Here is a 21657-nt window from a genome sequence, read left to right as displayed (position 1 = left end):
CTTTTCCGTTGCTTATTTGCAGGCGGCGCAGAAGCGCTGGATCCGCTTGCAGGCTTCCTCCAGAAGCGCCTCCGACGTGGCATAGGAGATGCGGAAGTTCGGACCGAGGCCGAAAGCCGAACCATGCACCACGGCGACGCCTTCGGATTCCAGCAGTTCCGAGACGAAGTCCTCGTCCGTCTCGATGACCTTGCCGGTGGGCGCCGTCTTGCCGATCAGCCCCTTGCAGGAGGGGTAGACGTAGAACGCACCCTCCGGCGACGGGCACTCGATGCCGGTTGCCTGATTGAGCATCGACACCACGAGATCGCGACGACCTTCGAAGATCTTCTTGTTCTCGGGAATGAAGTCCTGCGTGCCGTTCAGGGCCTCGACGGCCGCCCACTGGGCGATCGAGCAGGCGCCCGACGTCTGCTGGCCCTGGATCATGTCCATGGCCTTGATGAGCGGGAGGGGACCGGCCGCGTAGCCGATGCGCCATCCGGTCATGGCATAGGCCTTGGAAACGCCATTCATGGTTAGCGTCCGCTCGTAAAGCTTCGGCTCGACCTCGACCGGCGTTGCGAACTTGAAGTCGCCATAGGTCAGGTGCTCGTACATGTCGTCGGTCAGCACCCAGACATGGGGATGCTTCAGCAGCACGTCGGTCAGGGCCTTCAGTTCGTCATGGGAATAGGCGGCGCCAGAAGGGTTCGACGGCGAGTTGAAGATGAACCACTTGGTCTTCGGCGTGATCGCCTTGTCCAGATCCTCGGCCGTCAGCTTGAAATTGTTGGCCTGGGTCGCCTCGACGAACACGGGCGTGCCGCCGCAGATCGACACCATCTCCGGGTAGGACACCCAGTAGGGCGCGGGAATGACGACCTCGTCGCCGGGGTTCATCGTCGCCATGAAGGCGTTGAACAGAATCTGCTTGCCGCCCGTACCGACGATCGTCTGCGCCGCGGTGTAATCGAGGTTGTTTTCGCGCTTAAACTTCTTGGCGATCGCCTCGCGCAGCTCGGGAATGCCGGAGACAGGGGTATACTTCGTCTCGCCGCGGTTGATCGCTTCGATGGCGGCCTGCTTGATGTTGTCGGGCGTATCGAAATCCGGCTCGCCGGCGCCAAGTCCGATCACGTCCCGGCCCTTGGCTTTGAGTTCGCGTGCCTTCTGCGACACGGCGATGGTGGCGGAGGGCTTCACACGGGAAAGAGCGTCGGCGAGAAAGGCCATGATGGGACGGTCCTGATGGTTTCGACAAGGATGCCCCGGCACGGAATTGGCCCGGAGCGTTAGCTGTATGTCGAATGTAGCCGGTCAATTCAAGCGGAAAGGCCGTCACGCGGCCCGCCATGACGAGGTTTGATGGGTTCCATCATCGGCGTCGATGAATGCTGGACCAGCCGCGAATCACGTATCGCAACCGTGATTTCGCGCCCCCGGAAGCTCGCGCGAAGCCTGCCGTATCCGTTTATTTTTCCTTAATAAAAACAGTTATTTCCGCTCTATCCCGTCGCCTTGTTTTTGCCACGACATTTGCCGGAGCATGCCGCAATTCGGTCGATATGAAGCCGATTTCGGAGCGCCTTTTACATCCTGTCCACCACAGCCCCCGTCGCCTGCCACCGAGGTCCGTTATGTCCGTTTCCGCACCACCTGCCCTGTCGCTCCCACGCCGCGCGGTCTATGGGCTGGCGATCGCGGCGACGCTGGCCTGCGCGGGCGGCGCCGTTGCCGGCGAAACCGGAGACACGTCGTGGCAGACGGAGCTGTCGATCCATCAGGCGGGCGAGCAGACGGATGACGCACTGTTTCCGCTCGGCAAGCCACCGGCGCTGATCGAGGCGACAGGCTCGACGGTGAACAGCCCGATGCTCTGGCTGGACGATGCGACCATGACGGAGCCGGATCGCATCTCGACGGGCGCGATTCTCTCGGCGCGCCAGCTTGCCAGCATCAGCGCTTTCTCCCTGCCCGGCCGCATCATGCCGGCGGAACGCCATATCGCCATCGGCCTGATGCTGCTGGCGGGCGCTGCCATGGCCGCGGTCAGCTTCGGCCTCTGGCGCTGGCAGGTTCGCGGCCTCTCGTGGGAAGCATGACCGTCATGGCGTCCGAACCCGATCATAAACAGACCCGCCCCGGCCTCTTCTCCGGCCTCAACGCGCTGGAGACCATCGTCGTCGCCGCCATCGTCATCGTGGCACTGGCCGGCATGATGCTCGTCGGAAAGGGCCTCTTCCTGCAAAGCCGCATCGTCGCCGGCCCGGGCGCGGTCTTCGTCGCAGCGCTTTAGATCCGGCGGGCGCGCAGCCTTGTCATGACATTCTCAGCCTGCTAGCCGAAAGCCGGACAAGCGGTTGAGGAGCAGTTCGTGACGCGCATTCAGGCCAATCTCGTTCTCCTTCTTGCCGGCGCCATCTGGGGCGCGGGTTTCGTTTCGCAATCCACGGCCATGGAGACCATCGGCCCGCTCTGGTTCACGAGCCTGCGCTTTTTCATCGCCGTCATCGTGCTTGCCCCCTTCGCGCTGCGGGAGCGCCGCCGGGCAGCGGTCCCGTTGTCGGGACGGCACCTCACCGGCTTCATCGCCATCGGTGTCTCGCTCTTCCTCGCCGCCCTTACCCAGCAGATCGGCATCATGACGACGACGGTCGCCAATTCCGGCTTTCTCACCGGTCTCTACGTGGTGTTCGTCCCCATCCTCACCGTCTTCTTCCTGCGCCGCCGCCCGCACTGGGTCATCTGGCCCGCGGCCGGTCTGGCCACCCTCGGCATCTTTCTCCTCTCCGGCGGCGCCCTGTCGGCGCTGACGGGCGGCGATCTGCTCACCATTCTGGCCGCACTCTTCTGCGCCGTGCAGGTCATCCTCATTACGGTCTTCGCCCAGTCCAGCGGCCGTCCCTTTGCACTCTCTCTCATCCAGTTCGCCACCTGCGCGCTACTCGCCGGCAGCGTCGCGCTGTTTCTCGAGCCCCTGTCGCTCGAGGCCATCCTGGCGACCAAGACCGAATTGCTCTATTCCGGCATTTTCTCGAGCGGCGTCGCCTTCACCCTGCAGGTCGTCGGGCAGCGCTACACGACGGCGCCGCAGGCTGCGATCTTTCTGTCCAGCGAAGCATTGTTTGCAGCATTCTTCGGCGTGTTGCTTCTGGGCGAGACCATCGCCCCCATCGGCTATCTCGGCGGCATCATCATTTTCGCAGCCATGCTGATGGTGGAGATCGTGCCCGAGCTCGGCCGCCGCAAAATCGCCGAGAGCCCTGTCTCGTCAGTGGGTTAGCTCGATCTTACAACTTCGGCACCCTCGAACACGCGCGCGGCGCCGGTTCGCGGGGGAGGCACGCCGGCGACATCTCGCGTCGCATTCAGCCTGTTTTTTGACCAGCCCGCCCTCAAACGAAAATCTTTTCAATAGCTTGCAATACAGGAGGTAAAAGCGAGGTTTATCGGCAGCTGCGTCGATTTTAGACAAACGCAAATGACTGACTTGTTTCGATAAACTTTTGCTTGCCAATTGAAAATAAACGCATCAAGTTTAGTGCGTTCGGGCAATCTGCGAACACGGGAAGACCTTAAGAATAAATGCGCACCGGAGACGCAAAAATTCTCCGGGTGTCCAGTGTCGGGGCGGTAGATCCGATACGGGACATGAATGACGGGACCTTTCCTCACAGTCGAGACATGCCTGCCACTCGCCCCATGGGCACATTCGCAATGCTGCCCGCCGCACCCGGGCAGAGGAAAAAGGACCTGACGTATGGCCGAAACTGGCATTGTAAAATTCTTCAACACCGACAAGGGCTTCGGCTTCATCAAGCCTGACAATGGCGGCGCGGACATCTTCGTCCACATCTCCGCCGTGCAGGCCTCCGGCCTCAATGGCCTGACGGAAAACCAGAAGGTCAGCTACGACACCGAGCCGGACCGCCGCGGCAAGGGTCCGAAGGCCGTAAACCTCAACGTTTCCGGCTGAGACGTCAGCCACCGAACGACCGATGACGGAAACCCGGCTTCAGCGCCGGGTTTTTCAGCCCGCGACGGCAGGCATGCGCAGCCCGACCCGGCTTCGCCCTCGCCCGGCCGGGTTCATGCCCGATGATGTTGCCTCTCCGCACGCGTACGCGCAGCGGCGTTTGCCGGTCTTGCGCGAAAAAATCCGGGTTTCCCCCAGCAGCCACGAAAATGAACCGTTCACCCTGCATTCAGTTTGGCTCACCTAATGTGGGGTCATCGTAAGGGACGAGCCGTTTCGTCCCGTGAGACAGGATCAACGCTATGAGAACCTTGGTCAAAGCTGCAGTTCTTTCCATCGCCTCGCTCTCTGCAGTGCTGCCGAGCATGACGCCGGCGCATGCGGACGACTGGCGGTATCGTCGCCATCATCATCGCGGCAATGACGGCCTGGCGCTCGGCGCCGTCGGCCTTGCCACCGGCCTGATCGTCGGCGGCGCCATTGCCAGCGCGCCGCGCTACCGCAACGAAGAGCGCGTCTATATCGACCCGCCGGCCGACGATTATTACGAGCCGGCACCGGTCTATCGCCGCCCGCGCCCTGTGGTCGTCAACAATTACGGCTCGCTGGAGCCCTGGTCTCCGTCCTGGTACCGCTACTGCTCGAACCGCTACCGCTCGTTCGACTCCCGCACCGGCACCTTCGTCGGCTATGACGGTCGTTCCTACTTCTGCAACGCCGGCTGATCGGCGCGCGAAGAACTCTCACGAAAAAGGCCACGCTTCCCGGAAGCGTGGCCTTTTTCACATCCGGTGCCCATGACGCGGCATCAGAGCCCGCGCAGATAGGGATTGGTGCGCCGCTCCTCACCGATCTGCCCGCCGGGCCCATGACCGCAGATGAAACCGAAATCATCGCCGAGCGGCAGGATCTTGGTGCGGATCGAGTCGAGCAACTGCTGGTGATTCCCACCCGGCAGGTCCGTCCGGCCGATGGAGCCGTGGAACAGCACGTCGCCGACATGGGCAAACCGCTGGGCCTGGTTGACATAGACGACGTGACCGGGCGCGTGGCCGGGGCAGTGCAGCACGTCGAAGACATGAGTTCCGAAGGAGACGGTCTCTCCATCGGAAAGCCATCGATCCGGGAGCACGTTCTCGACCTTCATCGTCAGCCCGAAGCGCTCGGCCTGGGCCTCCAGCTTTTCCAGAAGCGGCCTGTCGTCCTCGTGCGGCCCGATGATCTCCATACCGGTCGCCGCCTTCAGTTCCTTGGCGCCGCCCGCATGATCGATGTGGCCGTGCGTCAGCCAGATGGCCTTGAGGTCGATGCCGTTCTCGCGCACCGTCTGAAGGATCACATCGACATCGCCGCCGGGATCGACGACGACGCCTTCCTTCGTTTCGCTGTCGAAAAGAATGGTGCAGTTCTGCTGGAAATGCGTAACCGGAATGATGCCTGCCTGAAGCATGAGAGCCCTCGCCTATGAACAGGCCTTCTGCAAAGGCTGTTCGTCCAACCAAGCGACGCTGGCCTTGCCGGCACGGTGGCGACGCGCAGCCGATATAGGCGGAACGCACCGGCGGGGAAACAGGCAATCGGGCAGAACGTCCGTGCGCCCCTGTTTATCGCTGCGGCAAGTCGCGCAAAACGGCGCCCGGTTTCTCGCGACATGCGAAACGCCGAACCGGTAAGGGTATGGAGAAAACCTGACAGCTCGTGACACGCCTTAGCGGACGGCTGCGATCTCCAGTGCATTATCGGCGCTGACGGTCGGCAGCACCGGATAGTTGATCGTCGTCATCAGCAGCGCAAAGACGGCGATCTTGGCGAGGACGACGGTGATCACGACCGGACGGAGCTGCTCGGCGGTCGAGGAGACGGGGGCGATGGTTTCGGTCTGCATGGCGCGGGTCCTTGTATCTGAGCCCGCAATGCGGTTGCCGCGACAAAGGTTCCGCCCTGCGGCGGCCAAGTGCGGCAATTTCGAGACGGTCGAAAGACGCTGTTGCAAAGCGGCAACAAACACGCTTTCCTGCTGGCAGAGCGCCGATGCAAACGGTAGAAAGAGCAGGACGTCGCGGCCGCGCCTTTAGGGCATGGCGATGGCGATCCCCTCCCAAGGGGCCACAGATCCGCAGGACACAGACATTTGGCAGAACAGACACCTTTGGCTGAACAGATTCCCCCCGCGGAGAAGATGCGCCCTGCCGAGCCGTCCCCTGCCGAGCGCAACGGCCTCGACTACGAGCTGATCGAGCTGTTCTTCTTCGCCTATCGTGACTTCACCTCGGACCCCGACGTCATTCTCGAAAAGCGCGGCTTCGGCCGGGCCCACCATCGCGTGCTGCACTTCGTCGATCGCGAGCCCGGTATGACGGTGGCCGACCTTCTGGAAACGCTGAAGATCACCAAGCAGAGCCTGGCGCGCGTGCTGAAGCAGTTGATCGACGGCGGCTACATCCATCAGGTCGCAGGCCCCGAAGACCGGCGCCAGCGCATGCTCTACACGACCCGCGAGGGCAAGGCGCTCGCCAAGGCCTTGGCGGAGCCACAGTCGAAGCGCATAGCCGATGCCCTGGCAAAGGTCGGCCCCGGCGGCCGCGATGTCGTGCGCCGCTTTCTTGCCAGCATGAAGACCGGCCCCGTCTAGGGCCGTTGCGACGATGCGCGATGGCTTCGCTGTCAGGCCGCACCGTTGAAAACAAGGAGCGGGAGCCGCTCCGGTGAGCCGGCATCGACCGGAGAGGCTCCAGAGAGCGACGACGATGACGAAACCCTTTTCCCTTCCCGACGACGCGCCGCATCTTCTGATCGTCGATGACGACCGCCGCATTCGCGACCTCCTCAACCGGTATCTGGTCGAGCAGGGCTTTCGCGTCACGACGGCGGCCGATGCCGACGAGGCGCGCCGCCGTCTCTCCGGAATCGACTTCGACCTCCTCATCGTCGATGTCATGATGCCGGGCGAAACGGGCATCTCGCTCACCCAGAGCCTGCGCCGCCTGAAGACCGTGCCGATCATCATGCTGACGGCGCTTGCCGAGACCAATGCGCGTGTGGAGGGTCTGGAAGCCGGAGCCGACGACTATCTGCCGAAACCCTTCGACCCGCGCGAGCTGGTCCTGCGCATCAACAATATCCTGCGCCGCAACATGCCCGTCCAGTCGCCGAAGGTGGAGCAGGTCATTTTCGGCCCGTTCACCTTCTCCGTCGTCCGGCGCGAGCTGCGCCGCGGCGCGGACCATATCCGCCTGACCGACCGCGAACAGGAAATCATGATGCTGTTTTCCCAGCGCGCCGGCGAGACGATCCCGCGACACGAGCTGGTGAGCGACGACACGGAGGTCGGCGAGCGCACCATCGACGTCCAGATCAACCGCCTGCGCCGCAAGATCGAGGACGACCCGTCCAATCCCGTCTGGCTGCAGACCGTGCGCGGCATCGGCTACAAGCTGGCGGTGGACTGAGACCTGCCCTGCCGGCCGACGATCGGCCGGCGGCGAGAGATCGCTTCCGACGAAGCGCCAACAGGCCGGGAAAGCCGGAGGACCGTGATGATCGAGGCCGTTCGCCAGACGAAGACGGAGCGCGGGGAAAAGCCGCGCAGCCCGTTCGCCCGCTGGCTCCGCCGGCACCTGCCGATGGGGCTCTATGCCCGCTCGCTGCTGATCGTCATCATCCCGATGGTGCTCCTCCAGTCCATCGTCGCCTTTGTCTTCATGGAGCGGCACTGGCAGCTCGTCACGCAGCGCCTCTCGGCGGCGGTTACTTCCGATATCGCGGCGGTGATCGACCTGATCAACACCATGCCGCCCGCCTCCTATCCGGATATCGAGACGATCGCCCGCCGACAGCTGGGCCTCGTCATATCGCTCGAAAATGGCGGCGAATTGCCGATGCCGGTGCGCCAGCCCTATTTCGACATCCTCAACCGCATTCTGTCCGACGAGATCCGGCAGGAAACGCAGCTGCCCTTCTGGCTGGATACGTCCTCCAGCGAGGACAACGTCTACATCCGCATCAAGCTCGACGGCGCCCGCATCCTGCGCGTCACCGTGCGCCGCAATTCCGCCTACGCCTCCAACACCCATATCTTCATCGTCTGGATGGTCGGCGCGTCGCTGGTCCTGCTGCTCATCGCCATCCTGTTCCTGCGCGGCCAGATCCGGCCGATCCTGCATCTGGCACGCGCCGCCGAGAGCTTCGGCAAGGGACAGAAGATCGACGACTTCTCGCCGCGCGGCGCGGAGGAGGTTCGCCGCGCTGGCCTTGCTTTCATCCAGATGCGCGAACGCATCGAGCGGCAGATGGAGCAACGCACCACGATGCTGTCCGGCGTCAGCCACGACCTGCGGACCATCCTCACCCGCTTCAAGCTTCAGCTCGCCATCGCCGGCGATAACCCCGATCTGCAGCCGCTGAACCAGGATGTCGAGGACATGCAGAGCATGCTCGAAGGCTATCTCGCCTTCGTGCGCGGCGAGGCGGAGGAAGATGTCGGCACGCTGAAGCTGACGGATATCATGACCCGCCTGTCAGCCGAAGCTGAACTGCACGGCAAGACGCTGACCACCGTGATCGAAGGCGACGACGAGGTGCGGGTGCGCCCGAATGCCTTCACGCGCCTCATCCTCAACCTCGCATCCAACGCCTATCGCTACGCCGACACGATCCATGTCGAAGCGCGGCACGGCCAGCGCTGGCTGTCCGTCACCATCGACGACAATGGCCCTGGCATACCCGAGCGCTCCCGCGAGGAGGTCTTCAAGCCCTTCTTCCGGCTGGACGAGGCCCGCAACCTCGACAGCACCGGCACGGGCCTCGGCCTGTCCATCGCCCGTGACATTGCCAGAAGCCATGGCGGCAACGTCATCCTCTCCGACAGCCCGCTCGGGGGATTGCGGGCGGTCGCGCGGGTTCCCGCCTGAGGCCGGACTTACCGGGTGAGCATCACCCTCTGGGCTACAGTTCCCGCCCCGCTACAAGGCTGCATCTCCAACGACGCCTTCTGGTAGATATCCACGACACCTCCGATGACCTGAAGGCAGCCGCCATCTGGAATTGTCACGGTCTGGCTGCCATAGATCGAAATATTCGTCTTGGGAACATAGATGATACCCGACAGGATATCGGTGACATTCGACTGGTAAAGGCTGAAAGCCCCGCCCTGAACGTAGAACAGAATGTTCTGATAGCCAAATGCCGGTTGACCTCCCGTGGGCGCCGTCACGTTCATTGGGCCGACGCCGTAAAGACTGACGCTCCCGCCGTAAAAAGCGAACGTCGTTCCCACGGCGACGAGCTTCTCCGACTTCATGGAGAAAGACCCGCCATAGAAGAAAACCGAACTGGAACCGCCCACGGAATCGCCAATCGCGTTTCGCCCGATCAGTGTGCTGGCGCCGTGGAAGTAAGCCGTACCACCGTAGAAATTCATATCGCCGAAGCCAAAGGTGGTATCGGAGCCGGGATTGAGCGCCAGCGATCCGCCGGAGAACTCGAAAGGCCCGTCGCCGAAGGTCATGCGTCCCTTCACGTTGGTCACCGTTCCTCCGTAGAAATAGAACCCGCCATTGCCGAACGTGACGGAGCCGGTGGAGCTGTTGGAGAGAGATCCGCCCCAGAGGTAGAAGACCCCGTTGCCGAAGGTCATGGACCCCGCTCCGTTGATGAGAGAGCCGCCGGCCACGTAATAGGCGCCATCGCCAAACGATAGGCGTCCGTTGCCGTTGATGATGCCGGCTCCGAAACGGAACAATCCCTTGCCGAACGTCAATGTCCCGCCGTTCGCATTGCGGACATCTCCGAGAAAGGAAAACGCCATATTTCCGAAAGAAAGTTCAGCAGTCCTGTTGTCAATATACTGCTTGAGCGCGAATGTGACCTGTGCACCCGGCAGAGGGTCGAAACGCGTGGAAGCACCATCCTCGTTCCTGACGTAGCCGGCGATGGCGTAACAACCGGACCCGAATGTCAGCCGGTTGACCCCCGAAAGGATCATGTTTCCGCTGATCGTCGTTGGCGCCAAGCAATACGGATCTGCCTGCCCGGTTCCGGTAAAGGCCACGACGGAGTTGGAGATGGTCAGCGTACCGTAACGACGCGACGGAGACAGTGAAACGGTGTTATCTGCGTAGCTCTCATCCTTGCCGATGGGAATTGTCGGATTGAGTGGCGTTTCCGGAATCTTCGTACCATAGGCCCAGCGTGTCATGGTCTGAAGACGTGCCTTGATGGCCGCGATTCGTGGATCGGGCGCCAATGGATCGACGCTGGTCGTGTCAAAAGTAAAACTGGAGAACGCCGGATCGATCTGCGCATCCTTGCAGATGTAGGCCTTCTCCGATTGACGAGAGTAGCCAACGGCAACCTTCTTGGCCGCAACGGCAGCTTTACCACAAACATAGAGATAGGTTGCAGCCTCGATGTAGCAGCCAGGACCATCGATTATGGCGTTGCCATAGAGGTTGACTGGTCCGAGCATCGACCGAATACAATTGCCGTCCGAAGATTTTGACATGATGCGCACTGACGACGATTCATCAACGGAAACCGCATCATTTGTCGTCAGCAGTCGAGCGAAAGTGAGCGTGCTGTCGTATTGGATATCCACCGAAAGTTCGGAAATGCCCGACTTCCCTGCCATCACCCTCGCCACGACGTCGCTGGACTGAAATCCGTTCGCCACAGCCATTTGCTTGGCTGTCGCAAGCGCCGTGTTGCTGGCTCCACCATTGACGATCGCCGACGCCGTATTCGCTGCGGCCAGATTTGCGATATCGGTCGCACGTTGCGCCCGAAGTTTCTCGACGTAAAGCGACGAGGTCTCCAGCACGAGCGCGCAGGTCATCGTGATCAGCAAAATACAGAACGCCGACATGATCGCCATCGATCCTTCGTCGTCTCTGCAGATGTCTCTCATATAGGTACACTTTCTGAACGGCTGCGCGAAGGCCTCGGGCAGCGTGGCATCAATTGTTTGGATAGGACGCACTTCCCGAAAGCGTCATCGTGTATCCCAGCAGTGTGAACGGACGTGTGAGCGTTACGCGTGTAGAAACCGCTGCACCGATCGATACGTCGGATTCGATGCTGATGTCGGACACAGTCAACCCAGGCAGCCCTCTGATATCTGCAAGCGACGTGACGAAGCATGTCTCTGCAGCGGACGAGCAGTCGGTCGGAAGCTCTGTGCAAGCCGGCCCAGCCAAGGCCAAACACCGTGCGGATTCCGCCGCAACCTGATTGAGAATCGATGTGCTCCAGATGCCGATACCCATGACGATCACGCCGAAGAACATCGTAAGGAACACCGGTGCGATGATGGCGAATTCAATGGCTGCCGTGCCCTCACGCCGGCTTAGAAACGCATACATCACTCAATCCTGACGAGTGCGAAATCTGCAACGACGAGATAACCACCGAGCAGGTTCGCTGAGACGAAGATAGGTTTGATGTGACCGCTGACGGCGATCCGCACGAACTTTCCCGACATCAGGTTGCCACCACAACTAGTGCTTGTCGTGCCCGCAGCTGTAAAGACAGGCGGATAGCCGGAGACGCAGAAGGTAGTCGATGCTTTCGCTCCCGTGGGATCGTTGTTGATTAGAACCTCGACAGATAGATCGTCGCTCACACCGGCAAGCAGGCTGCTTGCCACGCCTTCGACGCTCGTCTTGTAGGCGGGCGCCGTCGCCGCGGTCAGCCCCTGTCCCTTCTGGAACGCGTAATAGGAAGCGGCCGAAATCGCGGCATTGACCCTCAGCTTCGCGTGATAGGCGATCCCCAGATCGACAAGCCCGACGATCAGCAACAGGAACAGCGGCGCCACCAAGGCAAACTCGACGGCTGCCACGCCGGACCTGTCGGTTCGCAGAAGAGAGGCCCGTCTCAGAGGCAGACCCACGCCATCCCCGCAGCTCTCAGGAGAGCGGCCGCTGGACATGAGGATCACACGCTTCCAGTCGAAGAGGCATCGCCCGATGCCTCGAACGACACGCCGACATCCAGGGATTTGCGCCAGACGATCCGGCAGGTCTTCCTCGCCCCATCCGACAGCGCGATCTGGAAGACGTCCGGAATCGCCGCAACTTGATTGAACGACAGTTTTGCGCCGCCTTCCGAAATATTGCGAACCACACAATCCAGCGTTGATCGACCGTCATTGAAGACGAGACGTCCGGATTTGAACGTTCTCGTACGGGGTCTACTGCGATGTTCTTCCATATCCTTCTCCCGAGGCAACGGGGAGCGGAAACACCGCGTTCCCATTGCAGCCTGCACCGACTGGCGTTCCGCACACGCGGCGTGCTGCGACGACCGGTTGTACGGAAAATGCTACCGTGGAGAACTTAAGGATTTTCTAAAGCGTCGCCATAGAAATTAGTGATTTCTAAGATTTCATGCCGGAGAGGCGTGCGATCTGCAGTCGGCGGCGCGCGGCCCTCCACGGTGCGAAGGAACGGGCGTACGCCGCGGCCGACCGCGGCGAGCAGCACGGGCTATGTCGAAGGCAGACGTGCGTATTGATGTCAGAGAAGCTTGCGGCCGTTCGGAACCGGCTTGTCGGCAGCCGCGAGAACGATGGCACCGGCCTCGTCCTCGAAACCCAGCGTCAGGACTTCGGACCGGAACGGCCCGATCTGCCGGGGCGGAAAGTTGACGACCCCGAGCACCTGCCGCCCGATCAGCGTTTCCAGATCATAATGGACGGTGATCTGTGCGGAGGATGTCTTCAGCCCGATCTCCGGGCCGAAATCGATGACGAGCTTGATGGCGGGTTTGCGCGCTTCCGGAAAGGCAGACGCCTCGACGATCGTCCCTGTCCGGATATCGACTCGTTCGAAATCGGCATAGGTGATCGTCTCGGTCATGGGGCCTGCCCTTTCTGGAATAGTCAGTTGGCCAGCTCTTCGGCCCGCTGCCGCGCAGCGGCCACGGCTGCCGTGAAGAGCGGCTGCATGCCGTCATCGGCCATCAGAACGGCCAGCGCCGCGGCTGTCGTGCCGCCGGGCGATGTCACGTTCTGGCGAAGCCTGGAGGCGTCATCGGGGGACTGGTGAAGCAATTCGCCAGCCCCCGCGACGGTTTCCCGTGCGAGACGCATGGCGAGGTCCGCCCGAAGACCGGCCTTGCGACCGGCTTCCGCCATGCATTCGACGAGATAGAAAACATAGGCCGGCCCGCTGCCGGACAGCGCCGTGACGGCATCGATGTCAGCTTCGCTCTCGACCCATTCGACGGGACCCGACACTTTCAGGAGATCGTTGACCCGTGCGCGCTGGTCGTCGCCGACCTTCGCATTGGCAAAGGCGCCGGTGATGCCGCGACCGATCATCGCCGGCGTGTTCGGCATGGCGCGCACCATGGCGGCGTCACCGAGATGCGACTGGAGAAAGCCGAGCGTCTTGCCGGCCGCAACCGACACCACCACGGTCTGCGGGCCGACAAGCCCGGCGAGATCCGGCAGAACGGCGCCCATGACCTGCGGCTTGACGGCGAGAAACAGAACGGACGCCACCACACCCTCCGGCGCCGCGGTCACGTGGCGGGCGCCATGTTCGGCCATCAGGGCCGCCATCGCAGGGGCAGGACCGGGATCGAGCACCAGCACATCCGCGCCGGATAGACCGCTCTTCAGCCAGCCCGCCAGCATCGCGCCGCCCATATTGCCGGCGCCGACGAGGACGATCGGATCCATACCGCTCGCCGCCACGCTCAGGCTTCCCCGACCGTTTCGAACATCACGGCCTCGACTGCGCGCTCGGCATCGACGCCAGACCAGACCACGAACTGAAAGGCCTGAAAGTAGCTTTCGCAGGCATCGAGCGCGCTCGACAGCAGAACCTCGACCTGACGGTCGGTCGGCTCCGCACCGCCGGACAGCAGCAGCGACTGGCGGAAGATGACGACGTCTTCCTGGCGCCAGAGATCGAAATGCCCCATCAGCACCTGGCCATTGATATGCGACAGAAGGCGGATGACCTCGTTGACGCGGCTTTCGGGAACCTTGATGTCGAAGGCGCAGGCGAGATGCAGGGCCTCGAACTCTTCCATCCACGAGAAGGAGACGTGGTAGTCGGACCACTTGCCCTCCACCGTCATCGCGATCTCGTCTTCACCGGAACGCTCGAAGGTCCAGTCATTGTTGGCCGCGACGAACTCGATCATATCGACCGGATTGGATTGACGCTGCAGTTCCAGTTCTACGAGGCTCATGCTTCACCTTCAAAGTTCCAGCGTGGCATGCGCCATCGCGTTCTCACGCGAAGCCCCACACGCCCGACGACACCGGAAACAACATGGAATGATCGACGAACGCACGACGAGGTCGAACCGATGACTCTGCCCGTATCTCGTGTGACCCGTTTCGAATCATCTTGTAAAATCAGTGTATAACGCCGGAGTCTGCAGACCAGCCCCAACCGCCCGAAAAAGGCGTCGCAGCTGTGGATAGAGCTTTGGAAACTGATTCAGCCTGAGTCAGTAAAGGATTCAGCGGATTGCGTTTTTTAGGGATGTCCACAGGGTCGAAATTTTTCTCGTTTTCGACGGTCGGAAGCCCCACTTTTGGGAGGGCACGGCCCGCATCGGCGCCCGAAGCGCCGGAAGACGGCAGAGACGCGGGGACGTATCCTCCCCGCGTCCCGAAACGCTGCGATCGGATGCTTGATCAGCCCTTCTCGGCGAGCTGTGCTTCGAGGAGGGCGACACGCGCCAGAAGGGCGTCGTTTTCCTCGCGCGCCCGCAGCGCCATCTCGCGCACGACCTCGAATTCCTCGCGCTTCACCACATCCATCGTATTGAGGATGCGCTCGCCCTGGGTACGGAACATCGTTTCCGCCTCGCGCCGCACGCCCTGCGCCGCACCGGCCGCATCGGTCATCAGCTTGGCAAGATCGTCGAGAATGCGGTTTGCGCCTGTCGTCGTCATGATGTCCCTCCGGGATCGCGGTTGGAGCGCCGCACGGCGCCTGTGACATGGAGGTAGGAGAGGCAGGGCCGGCTTGCAAGGAAAAACCAGTGAATCATGGGGCTTGCCGCCCTCGCCTCGCTTGACCCCATGCCGCCCGCCCGCCATGGTCCGGGCAGGCGGGCGCGGCGAAATGCCGGTTCGCAGAGAAACCACCCGCCGCAGGTCCTGATCCGTTGCCGGGTCGGCAATGGATCGGCCAGGTGAAACCGAGGCTGAAGCACGTCCTTTGGAACCCATCGCAAGCCTTCTCTCGATCCTGCCCTTCCCGCAGATCGATCCCGTCCTGATCGCCATCGGCCCGCTGCAGATCCACTGGTACGGCCTCGCCTATGTCGCGGGCATCCTGCTCGGCTGGTTCTACGCCCGCCGGATCGTGCGCAACGATACGCTCTGGGGTGGCAAGGCCCCCATCACCGAGGTCGATCTCGACGACTTCCTCCTCTGGGTGGCCGTCGGCATCGTGGGCGGCGGACGCATCGGCTACATCCTGTTCTACGACCTCCCCTCGGTCATCGCCAATCCGCTGCGGGCCTTCGAAATCTGGAACGGCGGCATGTCCTTCCATGGCGGCCTCATCGGCACGATCCTTGCCATGCTGATCTTCGCGCGCAAGCGATCCATCCCGATCTGGAGCCTGTTCGACGTGGTCGCGGCCGTGGTGCCGATTGGTCTGCTCTTCGGCCGTCTCGCCAACTTCATCAATGGCGAGCTCTGGGGCCGCCTTTCCTCCATGCCCTGGGCGATCGTCTTCCCGACCGGCGGCCCGTTCGCACGTCATCCGAGCCAGCTGTACGAGGCAAGCCTCGAGGGTATCGTGCTGCTCCTCGTGCTTGCATTTCTCATCTACAGGCGCCACGCCCTGCGCAAGCCAGGTCTCGTCGCCGGCGTCTTCATCACCGGCTACGGCCTTGCCCGCATCTTCGTGGAGTTCTTCCGCGAGCCCGACGCGCAGATCGGCTATCTCGCCGGGGGCTGGCTGACCATGGGCATGCTGCTGTCGCTGCCGATGGTGGGGCTCGGCCTATGGGCGATCCTGCGCGCCCGCCGCGCGGCATCCCTGTTGGGGAGCCGCCTATGACCACGCCGCTCGCGGACAAGATCCGGGCGATCATCCTGGCGACGGGGCCGATCAGCGTCACCGACTATTTCGCCCTCTGCCTGGCCGATCCCGAACACGGGTATTACCGGACGCGCGAACCCTTCGGACAGAACGGCGATTTCATCACCGCGCCGGAAATCAGCCAGCTCTTTGGCGAACTGATCGGCATGTTCCTGTTCGAGGCCTGGCGCCGGCACGGGCAGCCGGAAACGGTGGCCATCGCCGAGATCGGTCCCGGCCGCGGCACGATGATGGCGGATATTCTGCGCGTCCTCTCGCGCCTGTCGCCGGACCTCTATGAGAAGGCCAGCGTGCATCTGGTGGAGACCAGCGAGCGGCTGCAGAAGGTCCAGAGCCAGACCCTCGTCGCCCACAAGTTCAAGATCGCCTGGCACGACAGCTTCGAGGAGATCCCCGACGGCTTCCTGCTGCTGGTTGCGAACGAACTGTTCGACGCCATTCCGATCCGCCAGTTCGTGAAGACCGAACAGGGATTCCGCGAGCGCATGGTCGGCCTCGATGCTGACGACAACCTCTGCTTTACCGCAGGGGTCGCCACCATCGACCCGGATCTTCTGCCGCCCGGAGACAGGCTGCCGCTCGGCACCATCTTCGAAGTGGCCCCGGCCCGCGATGCCGTCATGGCCGCGATTTCCGCACGGTTGAAGCGGACGGACGGCTCCGCCCTCATCATCGACTACGGCCATATGGCGACCAATTACGGCGACACGCTGCAGGCCGTGCGGGCCCATCAGTTCGATCCGCTGCTCGCCCATCCGGGCGAAGCCGACATCACCAGCCACGTCGATTTCGAACAGCTCGCCCGCCGCGCGGTGGCGGAAGGTCTTCGCATCAACGGCCTGACCTATCAGGGCGACTTCCTGCTCGCTCTGGGCATCCGCGAGCGTGCCGAGGCGCTCGCGCGCGGCAAGGACCTTATCGTGCAGGAAGGCGTGCGCCAGGATGCCGAGCGGCTTTCCGGCTCCGGCGAAGGCAAGATGGGCGAGCTCTTCAAGGTCCTCGCCGTCAGCCACCCGGCCGTGGCCCTGGTGCCGTTCCAAGCCTGAGCGGACGGCACCCGTTTCCACCACGTCGCGACCGGGCATCGGTACGCCATCGACGACACTGTCTGCCGCCTGCACGATTGACAGGGCGCGCGGCAAAGGGTCAACATCCCGCGCACATCAGAGGCGAGCCACTCCCGGCATCGCCCGCTTTCCGACAAACGCTGACATGAAAAGGGGCGAAAGACCAATGCAGGACGACGCCTTGCCCGCCCCGCTCCAGAGCCCGCTGCTCGCCGCCGCATCACCGGCCATCGCCCACGGATTCTTCACCCGCAAGGGCGGCGTGTCGCAGGGAATCTACGAAGGGCTGAACGTCGGTCTCGGCTCGAGCGACGAGCGCACCCATGTCGAGGAGAACCGCAGCCGCGTCGCCGCCTGGTTCGGCCAGCCCGTCGCAAGGCTCGCTACGGTCCATCAGGTCCACTCTCCGGATGTCGTCACCATCGGGGGCGACTATGACGGCACGCGGTCGCAGGCGGATGCCCTGGTCACGGCGACCCCTGGCATCGTGCTCGGCGTCCTCTCGGCCGATTGCGGCCCGATCCTCTTTGCCGATCCGCAGGCCGGCGTCGTCGGCGCGGCGCATGCCGGCTGGAAGGGCGCGCTGACGGGCGTGCTGGAAAACACCATCGCCGCCATGGTCGCGCTGGGCGCCACGCGCGAGACCATCATCGCCTGCCTCGGCCCCTCCATCGGCCCCGACAATTACGAGGTCGGACCGGAATTCGTCGCGCGCTTTCTCGCGCACGATGCCGGATACGCCCGCTTCTTCACGCCGTCGCCACGCGCGGATCACGCGATGTTCGACCTTCCCGGCCTCACCGTCGCCCGCCTTATCGCGGCCGGCGTGAAGGCCGAAAAGCTCGGCCTCTGCACCTACGAGGACGAGGCGCGCTTCTTTTCCTATCGCCGGACGACCCATCGCGGCGAGCCCGATTACGGCCGGCAGATTTCCGCCATCAGCATCAGGGAGGCATGACATGGCCCTTCACTTCACCCAGGACGAATACGCCGCACGCCTTGCCAGCCTCACGGCGAAGATGCGCGAGGACAAGCTCGATGCGCTGCTGCTCTTCGCCCAGGAGAGCATGTACTGGCTGACCGGCTACGACACGTTCGGCTACTGCTTCTTCCAGACGCTGGTGGTAAAATCCGACGGCTCGATGGTTCTGCTCACGCGGTCGGCCGACCTGCGCCAGGCCCGCCACACCTCCAACATCGAGCGCATCCAGGTCTGGGTCGACAGGGTCAATGCCGATCCGACGATGGATCTGAAGAACCTGCTCAGCGAACTCGACCTCCTCGGCGCCCGCATCGGCATCGAATACGACACGCACGGCATGACCGGCCGCATCGCCCGGCTGCTCGATCACCAGATGGCGAGCTTCGGCCAGATCGTCGATGCCTCCATGCTGGTCGGCCGGCTGCGGCTCATCAAGAGCCCGGCGGAGATCGCCCATGTCGAGAAAGCCGCAAGCCTTGCCGACGACGCACTGGATGCCGCCCTGCCGCTGATCGGCCCCGGCGGCGACGAGGCGGCGATCCTCGCAGCCATGCAGGGGGCTGTGTTTGCAGGCGGCGGCGACTATCCGGCCAACGAGTTCATCATCGGCTCCGGCGCGGACGCCCTCCTCTGCCGCTACAAGGCCGGCCGCCGCAAGCTGGATGCGCAGGATCAGCTGACGCTCGAATGGGCCGGCGTCAGCGCGCATTACCATGCCGCCATGATGCGCACGATCGTGGTCGGCGAGGTGACCAACCGCCACCGCGAGCTCTACAGCGCCTGCCGCGAAACCATACAGGCCATCGAGATGGTCCTGCGGCCGGGCAACACCTTCGGCACCGTGTTCGATGTGCATGCGAAGATCATGGACGAACGCGGCCTTGCCAAGCACCGGCTGAATGCCTGCGGCTATTCGCTCGGCGCCCGCTTCTCGCCCTCCTGGATGGAGCACCAGATGTTCCACGCCGGCAATCCGCAGGAGATCCTGCCCAATATGTCGCTCTTCGTGCACATGATCATCATGGACAGCGACAGCGGCACGGCGATGACGCTCGGGCAGACCTACCTGACGACGGACGGCGCGCCACGCGCTCTGTCGCGCTACGGTCTCGACGTCATCGACCTCTGAGCTCCCGCCGGCCGATAGAGCGGGATCGAGCCCTCGCCAGTCCCAAAAAGGGTAAGCCGGATCAATACGGCTTCTTAGGATTATCGCCGTAGACTGGTTTCCGGATGTCAGGACCGGCGGGATAGGCCCGTCGGATGGCGTCCCAGTGTGCCAGCGTATCGGCGGATCATACTCCAGCGGTCTCGACGTCTCTTACGAGGCGCGCCGGGTGCGGGAGACGGGCGACATGCGCTGCATCTGTCCAGGACGGAGGTCGACCGTGCGCACCCTCTTCGCAACGACGACGAACATCGCGCGCCTTCGCGCCGCGACGCCGCTCCTGGCCATCCCCCTCCTTCTCGCACTGTCGTCCTGCAACAGCATCGATGCGCTGACGCCGCCGGAAAATGTCGGCGACGGGAGCTATCAGTCTTCCCCGGTCAATCAGGCCGATCTCGACACCATGCAGTCGCAGCAGCCGGTCGTGAACAGCGCGCCCCCGAGTGCCGTGGCCGTCCACGAGATGCGGGTGCAGCGATCGGCCAGCCTCTCCGACCCATACGGCGCCGATCAGGCCACACCGCGCGCCGACCAGCCCGATATCACCGGCACGGCCTATGCACGCGGCGACGAGAGCTACCGGAACCCGGCCGGCTCCTTCGAGGCGCAGGCCCAGGCGCTCGCCAGCAACCCGCCGCCGCAGATCGCGTCGTCGGAGAGCGCGGTCGGCTTCCCCGCGACCGGCAACGAGGTGAGCGAGACCGAAGCCGCCGCCCGGACGCAAACCGCAGACCCGCCGCAGGCCGAACCGGCAGAGGCTGCACAGAACGATGTGCCCGCCGAGGCAAGCAGCGCGCCGGAAGAACAGGCCGCCATCGCGCCCGCCGCCAAGGCCGGCCCTGCCGGCAGCATCCGCTTCCTCCCCATCATGGGCGCACCCGTCGAGGCCATCCGTCCCCTCTCCGAGCAGCTCGGCGCGGACGCCCGCTCCCACGGCCTCACCATCAAGACGGCAGCGGATGGCGGAAGCCAGCATATCCTGAAGGGCTACTTCTCGGCGTTCAAGGACGGCCGCAAGACCACCATCGTCTATGTCTGGGACGTGCTCGACCAGGCCGGCAACCGCCTGCACCGCATCCAGGGGCAGGACAGCGTCGACACCAAGGGCGCCGATCTCTGGTCGGGCGTTCCGCCGCAGACCATGCGCGACATCGCCACCAAGAGCGTCGGGCAGTACCTGACCTGGCGGGATGCCACGGCCGGTTGAGAACGGGCATGACCGTGTTTTCACGACCTCTAAAACGCCCGTTCCGGCAGCGTCTTCGAAATCTTTTTCGGATAAACCCTCTCCACACCGGCGTTCCTCTTGCATTCGGGGACAAGGCCGCTATGAAGCGCCCATCGGCATCGACGGGGGCACGCTCCCCGAGGCCGACGCGCATTGGGATGCGGGTTTACGGAATCTTGCGGATTACGGCAAACGGACCGTCCGGTTCGGGCCTATCCCGGACAGCACGACAGGCGGACCATCGATGAAGGTTTTCGCGGGCAATTCGAACCGGCTCCTCGCCGAAGCGATCTGCAACTATCTCAATCTTCCGCTCGGGCGGGCGACGGTCCGGCGTTTCGCCGATCAGGAAATCTTCGTCGAGATTCAGGAGAACGTGCGCGGCGAGGATGTCTTCCTCGTCCAGTCCACGTCCTTCCCGACGAACGACCACCTGATGGAACTGCTGATCATGATCGACGCCATGCGTCGCTCGTCGGCACGGCGCATCACCGCGGTTCTCCCCTACTTCGGCTATGCCCGTCAGGACCGCAAACCGGGTCCGCGCACACCGATCTCCGCCAAGCTCGTCGCCAACCTGATCACAGAGGCCGGTGCCGACCGCGTTCTGACGCTCGACCTGCACGCCGGCCAGATCCAGGGCTTCTTCGATATCCCGACGGACAACCTCTATTCCGTGCCGATCCTGACGCGCGACATCAAGGAACACTACGAACTGAGCAACGTCATGGTCGTCTCGCCCGACGTCGGCGGCGTGGTGCGCGCCCGGTCGCTCGCCAAGCGGCTGGACTGTCAGCTGGCTATCGTCGACAAGCGCCGCGAACGCGCCGGCGAGTCCGAAGTCATGAACGTCATCGGCGACGTCACCGGCAAGGATTGCCTGCTGATCGACGACATCGTCGACAGCGGCGGCACGCTGTGCAACGCGGCGGAAGCCCTGCTCAAGAACGGCGCGACCAGCGTCACCGCCTATATCACCCACGGCGTCCTCTCCGGCGGCGCCGTCGCCCGCGTCACCTCGTCCAAGCTGAAGGAGCTCGTCATCACCGACAGCATCCAGCCGACGACGGCCGTGCAGTCCGCACACAATATCCGCGTGATCTCGACGGCCAACCTGATCGGCGAAGCGATCAACCGCACCAGCCAGGAAGAATCCGTTTCGAGCCTGTTCGACTGA

The 21657-nt window shown here is 63.3% G+C and carries 25 protein-coding genes; 14 read left to right on the top strand and 11 right to left on the bottom strand.

The annotated features are described in order from the left end of the window. Window positions 1–12: 12 nt before the first annotated feature. Window positions 13–1215: a pyridoxal phosphate-dependent aminotransferase gene (locus tag LRX75_RS21380; protein ID WP_113150616.1), complete on the bottom strand. Its 1203-nt coding sequence runs from the start codon at window positions 1213–1215 to the stop codon at window positions 13–15. A gap of 404 nt (window positions 1216–1619) precedes the next feature. Here LRX75_RS21380 and LRX75_RS21375 point away from each other — a divergent pair, with 404 nt between their 5' ends. The 5 genes from LRX75_RS21375 (at window position 1620) to LRX75_RS21355 (ending at window position 4683) form a co-directional block, all read left to right on the top strand. Then, entirely contained in the window at window positions 1620–2084 is a 465-nt protein-coding gene (locus LRX75_RS21375; RefSeq protein WP_231816659.1) for a hypothetical protein, read from the top strand. Between the two features lie 5 nt (window positions 2085–2089). Further along, window positions 2090–2278 (top strand): hypothetical protein, encoded by a 189-nt coding sequence (locus tag LRX75_RS21370; RefSeq protein ID WP_231816658.1) that lies wholly within the window; start codon window positions 2090–2092, stop codon window positions 2276–2278. A gap of 78 nt (window positions 2279–2356) precedes the next feature. After that, the gene (locus tag LRX75_RS21365) at window positions 2357–3265 is read left to right on the top strand and encodes a DMT family transporter (protein WP_231816657.1); all 909 of its coding nucleotides are present in this window, start codon (window positions 2357–2359) and stop codon (window positions 3263–3265) included. 477 nt (window positions 3266–3742) lie between these two features. Beyond that, window positions 3743–3958: a cold-shock protein gene (locus LRX75_RS21360; RefSeq protein WP_062476090.1), complete on the top strand. Its 216-nt coding sequence runs from the start codon at window positions 3743–3745 to the stop codon at window positions 3956–3958. 302 nt (window positions 3959–4260) lie between these two features. Continuing rightward, window positions 4261–4683 (top strand): BA14K family protein, encoded by a 423-nt coding sequence (locus tag LRX75_RS21355; protein WP_113150619.1) that lies wholly within the window; start codon window positions 4261–4263, stop codon window positions 4681–4683. 83 nt (window positions 4684–4766) lie between these two features. On the opposite strand, the gene LRX75_RS21350 is transcribed toward LRX75_RS21355, so the two are convergent. Continuing rightward, window positions 4767–5408 carry an MBL fold metallo-hydrolase gene (locus tag LRX75_RS21350; protein WP_231816656.1) on the bottom strand — a complete coding sequence of 214 codons (642 nt, stop codon included), beginning with the start codon at window positions 5406–5408 and terminating at the stop codon, window positions 4767–4769. Between the two features lie 258 nt (window positions 5409–5666). Beyond that, complete coding sequence (locus tag LRX75_RS21345; RefSeq protein ID WP_231816655.1) at window positions 5667–5843, bottom strand: hypothetical protein; 177 nt, start codon at window positions 5841–5843, stop codon at window positions 5667–5669. A 294-nt stretch (window positions 5844–6137) separates the two neighbouring features. Here LRX75_RS21345 and LRX75_RS21340 point away from each other — a divergent pair, with 294 nt between their 5' ends. The 3 genes from LRX75_RS21340 (at window position 6138) to LRX75_RS21330 (ending at window position 8868) form a co-directional block, all read left to right on the top strand. Beyond that, the gene (locus tag LRX75_RS21340; protein WP_132662831.1) at window positions 6138–6590 is read left to right on the top strand and encodes a MarR family winged helix-turn-helix transcriptional regulator; all 453 of its coding nucleotides are present in this window, start codon (window positions 6138–6140) and stop codon (window positions 6588–6590) included. 115 nt (window positions 6591–6705) lie between these two features. After that, complete coding sequence (locus LRX75_RS21335; RefSeq protein WP_113150622.1) at window positions 6706–7407, top strand: response regulator; 702 nt, start codon at window positions 6706–6708, stop codon at window positions 7405–7407. Between the two features lie 87 nt (window positions 7408–7494). Beyond that, complete coding sequence (locus LRX75_RS21330) at window positions 7495–8868, top strand: ATP-binding protein (RefSeq protein WP_231816654.1); 1374 nt, start codon at window positions 7495–7497, stop codon at window positions 8866–8868. Window positions 8869–8876: 8 nt separating this feature from the next. Here the strand turns inward: LRX75_RS21330 and LRX75_RS21325 are convergent, their stop codons facing one another. The 8 genes from LRX75_RS21325 to LRX75_RS21290 all read right to left on the bottom strand — a co-directional run bounded on the left by LRX75_RS21325 (window position 8877) and on the right by LRX75_RS21290 (window position 14873). Then, window positions 8877–10829 (bottom strand): Tad domain-containing protein, encoded by a 1953-nt coding sequence (locus LRX75_RS21325; RefSeq protein ID WP_231816653.1) that lies wholly within the window; start codon window positions 10827–10829, stop codon window positions 8877–8879. An 82-nt stretch (window positions 10830–10911) separates the two neighbouring features. Then, window positions 10912–11316: a TadE/TadG family type IV pilus assembly protein gene (locus LRX75_RS21320; RefSeq protein WP_231816652.1), complete on the bottom strand. Its 405-nt coding sequence runs from the start codon at window positions 11314–11316 to the stop codon at window positions 10912–10914. Continuing rightward, a complete protein-coding gene (locus LRX75_RS21315; RefSeq protein ID WP_231816651.1) occupies window positions 11316–11795 on the bottom strand; it encodes a TadE family protein in 480 nt (159 codons plus the stop codon). Before LRX75_RS21315 ends, LRX75_RS21320 begins: the two co-directional genes overlap by 1 nt. Before the next feature lie 95 nt (window positions 11796–11890). After that, on the bottom strand, window positions 11891–12166 hold the full coding sequence (locus LRX75_RS21310; RefSeq protein ID WP_231816650.1) for a PilZ domain-containing protein: 276 nt from the start codon (window positions 12164–12166) through the stop codon (window positions 11891–11893). Between the two features lie 305 nt (window positions 12167–12471). Then, complete coding sequence (locus LRX75_RS21305; RefSeq protein ID WP_231816649.1) at window positions 12472–12813, bottom strand: tRNA-binding protein; 342 nt, start codon at window positions 12811–12813, stop codon at window positions 12472–12474. 23 nt (window positions 12814–12836) lie between these two features. Then, window positions 12837–13640 carry a pyrroline-5-carboxylate reductase gene (gene proC / locus LRX75_RS21300; RefSeq protein ID WP_231816648.1) on the bottom strand — a complete coding sequence of 268 codons (804 nt, stop codon included), beginning with the start codon at window positions 13638–13640 and terminating at the stop codon, window positions 12837–12839. Window positions 13641–13657: 17 nt separating this feature from the next. Next, window positions 13658–14158, bottom strand: a complete 501-nt coding sequence (locus LRX75_RS21295) for a type III secretion system chaperone family protein (RefSeq protein WP_110728318.1) — start codon at window positions 14156–14158, stop codon at window positions 13658–13660. Window positions 14159–14612: 454 nt separating this feature from the next. Then, the gene (locus LRX75_RS21290; RefSeq protein ID WP_092934652.1) at window positions 14613–14873 is read right to left on the bottom strand and encodes an accessory factor UbiK family protein; all 261 of its coding nucleotides are present in this window, start codon (window positions 14871–14873) and stop codon (window positions 14613–14615) included. 268 nt (window positions 14874–15141) lie between these two features. Between LRX75_RS21290 and lgt the strand changes: the two genes are divergently transcribed. The 6 genes from lgt (at window position 15142) to LRX75_RS21260 (ending at window position 21657) form a co-directional block, all read left to right on the top strand. Further along, complete coding sequence (gene lgt, locus LRX75_RS21285; RefSeq protein WP_231816647.1) at window positions 15142–15993, top strand: prolipoprotein diacylglyceryl transferase; 852 nt, start codon at window positions 15142–15144, stop codon at window positions 15991–15993. Next, the gene (locus LRX75_RS21280) at window positions 15990–17081 is read left to right on the top strand and encodes a class I SAM-dependent methyltransferase (RefSeq protein WP_231816646.1); all 1092 of its coding nucleotides are present in this window, start codon (window positions 15990–15992) and stop codon (window positions 17079–17081) included. Before lgt ends, LRX75_RS21280 begins: the two co-directional genes overlap by 4 nt. 187 nt (window positions 17082–17268) lie before the next feature. Beyond that, window positions 17269–18060: a peptidoglycan editing factor PgeF gene (gene pgeF, locus LRX75_RS21275; protein WP_231816645.1), complete on the top strand. Its 792-nt coding sequence runs from the start codon at window positions 17269–17271 to the stop codon at window positions 18058–18060. Window position 18061: 1 nt separating this feature from the next. Next, window positions 18062–19213 (top strand): M24 family metallopeptidase, encoded by a 1152-nt coding sequence (locus LRX75_RS21270; RefSeq protein WP_231816644.1) that lies wholly within the window; start codon window positions 18062–18064, stop codon window positions 19211–19213. 259 nt (window positions 19214–19472) lie between these two features. Next, window positions 19473–20459, top strand: a complete 987-nt coding sequence (locus tag LRX75_RS21265; protein WP_231816643.1) for a hypothetical protein — start codon at window positions 19473–19475, stop codon at window positions 20457–20459. A 265-nt stretch (window positions 20460–20724) separates the two neighbouring features. Further along, entirely contained in the window at window positions 20725–21657 is a 933-nt protein-coding gene (locus LRX75_RS21260; RefSeq protein WP_113150631.1) for a ribose-phosphate pyrophosphokinase, read from the top strand.

Source organism: Rhizobium quercicola, from assembly GCF_021168455.1.
Taxonomy (GTDB): Bacteria; Pseudomonadota; Alphaproteobacteria; order Rhizobiales; family Rhizobiaceae; genus Ferranicluibacter; species Ferranicluibacter quercicola.
This window is presented reverse-complemented; position numbering and strand designations above follow the sequence as displayed.